The sequence below is a fragment of the Dyella sp. genome, from assembly GCF_036384435.1.
Classification (GTDB): Bacteria; Pseudomonadota; Gammaproteobacteria; order Xanthomonadales; family Rhodanobacteraceae; genus GSA-30.
This window is the reverse complement of record NZ_DASVMI010000008.1, coordinates 24,338-30,989: the sequence shown is the minus strand read 5'-3', so window position 1 is coordinate 30,989 and position 6,652 is coordinate 24,338. Positions and strand designations below refer to the sequence as shown.

At 62.6% G+C, this 6,652-nt stretch carries 6 protein-coding genes; 3 read left to right on the top strand and 3 right to left on the bottom strand.

Translation table 11 applies throughout. The features are described from left to right. The 3 genes from VF436_RS00660 to VF436_RS00650 all read left to right on the top strand — a co-directional run. Positions 1 to 1,308 (top strand): glycoside hydrolase family 92 protein (locus tag VF436_RS00660; RefSeq protein ID WP_330902033.1); only part of this gene is annotated, 1,308 nt, incomplete at its 5' end. Between the two features lie 124 nt (positions 1,309 to 1,432). Next, a complete protein-coding gene (locus VF436_RS00655; RefSeq protein ID WP_330902032.1) occupies positions 1,433 to 1,819 on the top strand; it encodes a hypothetical protein in 387 nt (128 codons plus the stop codon). Between the two features lie 111 nt (positions 1,820 to 1,930). Further along, positions 1,931 to 4,765, top strand: coding sequence for a valine--tRNA ligase (locus tag VF436_RS00650; RefSeq protein WP_330902031.1), 2,835 nt, complete (start codon positions 1,931 to 1,933; stop codon positions 4,763 to 4,765). A gap of 113 nt (positions 4,766 to 4,878) precedes the next feature. Here the strand turns inward: VF436_RS00650 and rimI are convergent, their stop codons facing one another. From rimI to VF436_RS00635, 3 genes are read right to left on the bottom strand one after another with little or no spacing between them, the layout of a single operon-like run. After that, positions 4,879 to 5,367, bottom strand: coding sequence for a ribosomal protein S18-alanine N-acetyltransferase (gene rimI, locus VF436_RS00645; RefSeq protein ID WP_330902030.1), 489 nt, complete (start codon positions 5,365 to 5,367; stop codon positions 4,879 to 4,881). A gap of 2 nt (positions 5,368 to 5,369) precedes the next feature. Then, on the bottom strand, positions 5,370 to 5,843 hold the full coding sequence (locus VF436_RS00640; RefSeq protein WP_330902029.1) for a hypothetical protein: 474 nt from the start codon (positions 5,841 to 5,843) through the stop codon (positions 5,370 to 5,372). Beyond that, positions 5,843 to 6,619, bottom strand: a complete 777-nt coding sequence (locus tag VF436_RS00635; protein ID WP_330902028.1) for a phosphatidylcholine/phosphatidylserine synthase — start codon at positions 6,617 to 6,619, stop codon at positions 5,843 to 5,845. Before VF436_RS00635 ends, VF436_RS00640 begins: the two co-directional genes overlap by 1 nt. Positions 6,620 to 6,652: the final 33 nt, after the last annotated feature.

The following is a 6,652-nucleotide window of genomic DNA, read 5'->3' as shown; positions in this document are numbered from 1 at the left end:
GACGTCGACGGTCGCTATCGCGGCATGGACATGCAGGTGCACCAGCTGCCCGCCGGCAGGCACAACTACAGCACGTATTCGCTGTGGGATACCTACCGTGCCGAACACCCTCTCATGACCCTGTTCCAACCCGACCGGGTGCCCGACCTGGTCGATGGCCTGGTGCGCATGGCAGCCGAAAGCCCCGCCGGTCCGCCGGTGTGGCCGCTGCAATGCATCGAAACGGTATGCATGATCGGCTACCACTCGGCCGTGGTCATTGCCGAGGCGCAGGCCAAAGGCTTCACCGGCATCGACTACGCCAAGGCATGGCCGATCTATCGCAAGCGTGCCATGGAGGACGATTATTTCGGCCTCGCCGAATATCGCAAGCGCGGCTACATTCCCTCCGACCTGCATAACGAAGCGGTCAGCAAGACGCTCGAATACGCCTACGACGATTGGGTCATGGCCTCCATGGCCGATGCCGCTGGTGCGCACGATGATGCCGAACTGCTGCGCAAGCGCTCGCGCAACTATCGCAACGTATTCGACAAGACGAGCAACTTCGTGCGACCACGTGGCAGCGATGGCAAATGGCTGGAGCCGTTCAACCCGCGCGCCATGGGACACTCGAAGAAATGGCGTGACTTCACCGAATCCAATGCCTGGCAGGCCACGTTCCTGAACCAGCATGACCTCTACGCCTATATGACGCTGTTCGGCGATGAGAAGACGTTCGAGGCCAAGCTCGATGAGTTGTTCAATACCGATTCCACGCTGCCCGACGATGCCCCGCCGGATATCGCCGGCATGGTGGGCCAGTACGCCTTCGGCAACGAGCCTGCGCATCACGTGCCCTACCTCTATGCGTACAGCGGATCGCACCACAAGACCCAGGCGCGTGTGCGCATGCTGCTGGAAACCATGTATCTGCCGGCGCCCGATGGCCTGCCCGGTAACGAGGATTGTGGCCAGATGAGCGCCTGGTACGTGATGAGTGCGCTAGGACTGTATGCCGTGGACCCGGTCAGCACACACTATGTATTCGGCAGCCCATTGCTAGATCGTGCCGAGGTACAACTGGGCGGCGGCAGGAAGCTGGTGGTGGAGACCAAGGGCAACGGCAAGGGGCGTCCGTACATCCAGTCGGTGACCTGGAACGGCAAGCCCTGGACACGTAGCTGGATCACGCACAGCGAACTGGCCGCCGGCGGCACCCTGGCCTTCGTCATGGGCGACCAGCCCAATACGTCGTTCGGCTCGGCCCTTGCCGACCGTCCCCCCGCTTTCGGGCTACCGGCCGACCAGCAATCACAGACGTCGTGAGGGTGGAAAATGGATTGAGGGGGCGCCAGAACGCCCCCGGATAACCCGCGCCCGCCTTGCACCCGCCCCCCGCTACCTCGCAAGATGAACGGGCCATTCGTGGCCTTATCTCCGGGGGAATACAATGAACGATACAAACAACCCGTACGCCGCTCCGTCGGCGTACGCACGCCAGCGTTCGGGGTCGACGCAACAGACCGAGCAGATCATCAGCGGGCAAAAACAGGTCATCTACGCGATGTTGCTATACATGCTAGCCGGCGTGGCCTCGTCGACGGTCGCGGTCGCCCTGGGCGGCCTTATTGGCCTGGCGTCGCTGGCCATGGGCCTGATTGGCGTCTGGCGGCTCTGCACCGGTCTCGGACATGGTGTGGTGCTACGCGTGCTCTGGATGATCCTGCTGTTCCTGCCATTGATCGGGCTACTCCTGCTGCTCATTCTTAACGGCAGGGCGACGCGCTACCTGCGCGATGCCGGCTATAGCGTGGGACTGATGGGCGCCAGGACCTGAGCAAGGTCCCGGCCGGCGCCGGCTTTTTTGGCAGGGCCGGCCACTGGCTTTACAATGGGGTTTTGACTGCCCTTCGCGCGTGCCACGCGGCGCGCCATTGCGAGTCCCCCCATGGAAAAAAGTTTCGAACCCGGCCAGATCGAGTCCAAGTGGTACCGCCGCTGGGAGGCCAGTGGCGATTTCAAGCCGTCCGGCCAGGGTGCTCCTTACTGCATCCTGCTGCCGCCGCCCAATGTGACCGGCACGCTGCACATGGGTCATGCCTTCCAGCAGACCGTGATGGACATGCTGATCCGCTATCACCGCATGCGTGGCTTCAACACACTGTGGCAGGTCGGTACCGACCATGCCGGCATCGCCACGCAGAAGATCGTTGAGAACCAGCTTGCCGTCGAGAACAAGTCACGCCACGACCTGGGGCGCGAAGCGTTCGTCGAGCGCGTATGGCAGTGGAAGGAGGAATCGGGCTCCACCATCACCAACCAGATGCGCCGGCTGGGCGTGGCCGCCGACTGGTCGCGCGAACGCTTCACCATGGACGAAGGCCTGTCCGATGCGGTGCGCAAGGTGTTCGTGGAGTGGTACCGCGCAGGCCTGATCTATCGTGGCAATCGCCTGGTCAACTGGGACCCGGCCCTGCAGACGGCCGTCTCGGACCTTGAAGTCAACAACGTCGAGCGCGACGGCCATCTATGGTCGATTCGCTACCTCACCGCCGATGGCAGCGACAGCGTGGTGGTGGCCACCACACGTCCGGAAACCATGCTCGGCGATGTCGCCGTCGCGGTGCATCCGGACGACGAACGCTACCAGCACCTGATCGGCAAGATGCTGCACCTGCCGCTGTCGGGCCGCGAGATCCCCGTGATCGCCGACGACTATGTCGAACGCGAATTCGGTACCGGCTGCGTGAAGATCACGCCGGCACATGATTTCAACGACTATGCCATCGGCCAGCGGCATAAGCTTGCGCCCATCGAGATCTTTACCCTCGACGCCAAGGTCAACGACAACGCGCCGGAAAAGTATCGCGGCCTGGACCGCTACGACGCTCGCAAGCAGATGCTGGCCGACCTGGAAGCCTCCGGCCTGCTGGTAGAGACCAAGCCGCACAAGTTACAGGTACCGGTGAGCCAGCGTTCGGACGCGGTAATCGAGCCGATGCTCACCGATCAATGGTTCGTGGACCTGACCTCCGACACCCTGGCCGACGGTCGCCCTGGCGGTCGCAAGGCCATCACCGAGCCGGCGTTGGACGTGGTGCGTTCGGGCGATATCAAGTTCGTGCCGGAAAACTGGACAACCACGTATACGCAGTGGCTGGACAACATCCAGGACTGGTGCATCAGCCGTCAGCTGTGGTGGGGCCATCGCATCCCAGCGTGGTATGACGAGGCTGGGAACATCTTCGTGGGCGAGGACGAAGCCGACGCGCGAGCGCACGCCAGCGTGCAGCCAGTGGGTGCGCTACGCCAAGACGAGGATGTACTCGACACCTGGTTCAGTTCCGCGCTATGGCCGTTTTCCACGCTCGGCTGGCCGTCCAACGGCCCGGTGAAGAACGAACGCGGCGAAGTGGTCGCCAACTGGGAAAATGACAAGCTGTTCCTGCCCAGCTCCGTACTGGTCACCGGCTTCGACATCATTTTCTTCTGGGTCGCACGCATGGTAATGGCGACCAAGTACTTCACCGGCCAGGTACCGTTCCGCGAGGTGTACATCAACGCCATCGTGCGCGATGCCGAAGGCCAGAAGATGTCCAAGTCCAAGGGCAACACGCTCGATCCACTGGACTTGATCGACGGCATCGAACTGGAACCGCTGGTGGATAAATCCACCCGGTCGCTGCTGATCCCGCAGGTGCGCGAAAAGGTGGAGAAGCGCATTCGCAAAGACTACCCGGCCGGCATCCCTGCGATCGGTACGGACGCGCTACGTTTCACCTTCGCCGCACTGGCCAGCTACAGCCGCACGATCAATTTCGACATCAAGCGTGCCGAAGGCTACAAGGCCTTCTGCAACAAGTTGTGGAATGCGGCGCGCTTTGTGTTGATGAATGATGGTGAGGGCGTGTCCCGCGACTCGGCACCCGCAGCTCGACCGGTCACCGAAGCCGAGCGCTGGATCCTCACGCGCCTGAAGCAAGCACTTGCCGAGGTAGAGCAGCACTTCATCACGTATCGCTTCGATTTGCTGGCACAAGCGTTGTACGAGTTCGTGTGGAACGAATACTGCGACTGGTTCCTGGAATTGGCCAAGCCCGCGCTCAACGGTCACGATGCGGCCGCTGCCGCGTCGACGCGTCATACGCTGGTCGTAGTGCTGGAGACCGTGCTGCGTGCGCTGCATCCGATCATCCCCTTCATCACCGAGGAGATATGGGAAGGCGTGGCACCGCGTCTGGCCTTGCGCGAGCCATCACTGCTGCAACGTCCCTGGCCGAATGCGGCCGACATCGACGCCGATGACGCGGCAACCGCCGAGATCGAATGGTTCAAGAACGTGCTGAGCGGCATTCGTCGCATCCGTGCGGAAATGAACATTGCACCAGGCAAGACGATTCCCCTGCTGCTTGCCGATGGCGACGCGAGTGATCGCGCACGCGTGGCGAAATTCGCTGCACAGATCAGCTTCCTCGCCCGCGTGGATGCCCCGCAATGGATCGAAGCCGGTAGCGAGGAACCCGCTGCCGCGGCAGCCGTCGTCGGTTCGATGCGCGCGCTGATTCCGTTGGCTGGCCTGATCGACGTGGGGGCCGAGCAGGCTCGCCTGGCCAAGGAGATCGCCCGCATAGCGGGCGAGATCAAGAAGTGCGAGGGCAAGCTGGGCAATGCCAACTTCGTGGCCAATGCCCCGGCTGCGGTGGTCGAACAGGAGCGCCAGCGCATCACGGACTGGAACGTACAGTTGGAAGCCTTGCGCGAACAGGCGCGCAAGCTCAGCTGATAGAGCCAGAAGTGAGTGAAGAGGAGTGAGGAGTCAGAGGAACAAAACCGCATGGCCGCTTTGCTTCTCTCTCACTCCTTACTTCTCCCAACTCACCCCTCGCTCTTAGCCACTCACTCCTGGCTCTTAAGCTCTTCGCCACTCCACTCCAACGCCATCACGATCGCATCCTCGCGGCCATTGCGTGCCGGGTAGTACTTCGGCCGTTGGCCGATCTGTACAAAACCCATCGACCGATACAGGGCCCGCGCCACCGGATTGGAGGGGCGCACCTCGAGAAACACGCGCTCGGCACCATGCCAACGCGCCACATCGAGCAGCCGGCGCATCAGGTAGCGTCCCAGACCAAGGCCGCGATGCTTTTCGCCGATGCATACGTTCAATACATGCGCTTCGCCAGCGCCAACCGACAGGATGCCGTAACCAGCCACTTCCTCGTCCACGCACAACACCCATGACGGGTGTCCTGCCTTGAGGCAATCGCCGAAGATGGCGGGCGACCAGGGAAATTCGTAGGATGCACTTTCCAATGCTGCCACGGCATCGAGATCTTCGCGCCGCATGGCACGAACTTGTCCTTGCGGGCGGGCAACGGCCACCATGGTCAGGCCCCGGAGGCCAGCGCCCTGCGCAAGCTGCGCAACGCATTCCACAATCGGCGCTTGCCATCACCACTGCCACGAATGGCTTGCGGTTCATCGGCCAGGACAATGTGCGCGCGATTCAACACCGTTGCAGGTAGCACGCGCCCCAGGGCATGCGCCTGGGCTTGGCCAAAGACCAAGTAGGCGCGCGCCTCGGGAACCTGCCCCAACTGGCCGTCAGGCCCCACTTCCACGCGTGCCGCACGTGCCAGGGACGGGCCATAGGCGCTGAAGGCACGCCCGAGCAGGTCGAGCAAGGGGACTGGACACCCGGCCGGCAAGACAACGACGCTGTCGCCCGTCACGGCGACCTGCGCCCCCACGGCATCGATCGACATCGAGACCCGATGGGCCGCCGGTTCTTCACGACGCACCCAGGGGGTCACGCCCAGCGCACGCAGCAATCGAGCGCGATGGGCATCGGCCACATGCATTACGGTGCACTCCGACGGCGACGGCGTGTCGCCACGCCCCACAAAGTCAACACCGGCCCCGACAAGGCATACAGCGAAAACACCACCAGCAGGACACGCGGCGGATCGATAAAGAACGGAATCAGCAGCAGTACGCCAGCGGTCACCCATAGGAAGGGTACTCGCCCACCCTCGCCAGTCGGCAACGACTTGAAGCTGAAGTACCGGAAACGGCTGACCATCAGCAGACCGGCGATGACCGCCACGAGTAACGTCACCGACGATACGTTCGCGCCAGCGATATCGAAGCGGTCCATGCTCCAGACGAAAGACATGCAGACCGCGGCGGCTGCGGGACTGGCCAGGCCCTGGAAATAACGCTTGTCGATGACCTTCACCTGCGTATTGAAACGCGCCAGGCGAAGCGCCGCGCAAGCAGCATAGATGAATGCCGCAGCCCAGCCGACCCTGCCCCAGGTCTGGCCGTAGTCCTTCAGGGAGGACAGCGACCAGGTGTACATCACCAGCGACGGAGCCAGCCCGAAACTGATCAGATCGGAGAGCGAGTCGTACTGCACGCCGAATTCACTCTGTGTGCCGGTGGCGCGCGCCACTCGCCCATCCATGCCATCGAGCAGGGCCGCGATGAATACGGCGATCGCCGCATCGCTGTAGTTACCGCCAATACTGGTCACGATGGCGTAGAACCCGGCGAACATGGCGCCGGTGGTGAACAGGTTCGGCAGGAGGTAGATACCCCGGTGCCTTGGCGTGCGAACGGGTGTGCTATCGCTCATGAATCAATCCGTGACGGAATACCCGAAGTTTAG

Bases quoted from the DNA above. Each gene is read 5' to 3' on its own strand.
- VF436_RS00655 (WP_330902032.1), top strand. From the start codon at position 1,433: ATGAACGATACAAACAACCCGTACGCCGCTCCGTCGGCGTACGCACGC.
- VF436_RS00650 (WP_330902031.1), top strand. From the start codon at position 1,931: ATGGAAAAAAGTTTCGAACCCGGCCAGATCGAGTCCAAGTGGTACCGC.
- rimI (WP_330902030.1), bottom strand. From the start codon at position 5,367: ATGGTGGCCGTTGCCCGCCCGCAAGGACAAGTTCGTGCCATGCGGCGC.
- VF436_RS00640 (WP_330902029.1), bottom strand. From the start codon at position 5,843: ATGCATGTGGCCGATGCCCATCGCGCTCGATTGCTGCGTGCGCTGGGC.
- VF436_RS00635 (WP_330902028.1), bottom strand. From the start codon at position 6,619: ATGAGCGATAGCACACCCGTTCGCACGCCAAGGCACCGGGGTATCTAC.